The following is a 1,230-nucleotide window of genomic DNA, read 5'->3' as shown; positions in this document are numbered from 1 at the left end:
TCCAGGGGTTACGCATGAAAATTTCGGGCATAGTTGACGGCATGGAATCGGGTGTGATTCGGGGAGTCTCCTTGAGATTGGGAGACGTGCATGTCGGTGAGGCGGCTTGTGGAGGAATTTTCGGCGTTGGAAGACCCCCGCTGCGGCGGCAAGGTTGAGCACCGGCTAATTGATATTCTGGTGATTGCGGTGTGCGCGGTGATTGCCGGGGCGGAAAGCTGGGAGGATATGGCACTGTATGGCCGTAGCAAGCAGGAATGGCTGGGCACGTTTTTGGCGCTGCCGAACGGCATTCCATCGCACGACACCTTCCGGCGTGTGTTCATGCTGATCGATACCGGGCGTTTCGAGGCATGTTTCGAAGCGTGGGCGCGCTCATTCGGGACGACTTTGGACCGGGAAGTGGTGGCGATTGACGGGAAAACGATCCGCGGCTCGTTTGATCGCAGCCGGGACCAGGCGGCGCTTCACGTTGTGAGTGCATGGGCGAGTGATCGGGGGCTGGTGCTCGGCCAGCGTCAGGTCGGCGACAAATCGAACGAGATCACCGCGATCCCGGAATTGCTGGATGTGCTGGACATCAAGGGCGCCATTGTCACGCTGGACGCGATGGGGTGCCAGCGAGCCATCGCGTCCAAAATTCTCGAGCGGGGTGCTGATTATCTCGTCACCCTCAAAGCAAACCAGGGGAAGAAACACAGCGCCGTGCAGGAGTATTGCGCAACCACCTGCTTCAGCCGCTCACCCGTTGATCGGCCGGTGCATGACGAATTCGATGATGGTCATGGTCGTCTTGTTCGGCGCCGGGTGTTCGTCTGTCCGGACGCCGTAGCGCTGGAACCGCTGCGCGACTGGCCGGGGTTGAAGAGCGTTCTGGCCGTGGAAACCATCCGCGGCGTCAACGGATCCGGCAAGATCGAAGCCGAAATCCGCTACTTCCTGTCCAGCAGCGACGATCAACCCGAAATCCTGGCGAAAGCGATCCGTCAACATTGGCAGATCGAGAACAGCCTACACTGGGTGCTCGACGTCACCTTCAACGAAGATCACTGCCGGATCCGGGATCGCAACGCCGTCCAGAACTTCTCCCTGCTTCGCAAGATCGCAATCAACCTCGTTCGCCGCCATCAGGCATCAAAGGCCAGTCTCAAGGGGCGCCGCAAAATGGCCGCCTGGGATAACCGTTACATGGAGCAAGTGCTCACCGGCTTCTTTCATGCGTAACCCCTG

1 protein-coding gene is annotated in these 1,230 nt (G+C 59.5%); it reads left to right on the top strand.

Annotated elements, in window-relative coordinates; translation table 11 throughout:
* The first annotated feature begins 90 nt into the window (after positions 1 to 90).
* Entirely contained in the window at positions 91 to 1,224 is a 1,134-nt protein-coding gene (locus BUB54_RS19780; protein WP_013634879.1) for an ISAs1 family transposase, read from the top strand.
* Positions 1,225 to 1,230: the final 6 nt, after the last annotated feature.

The organism is Acidocella aminolytica 101 = DSM 11237 (genome assembly GCF_900129125.1).
GTDB lineage: Bacteria > Pseudomonadota > Alphaproteobacteria > Acetobacterales > Acetobacteraceae > Acidocella > Acidocella aminolytica.
This window is presented reverse-complemented; position numbering and strand designations above follow the sequence as displayed.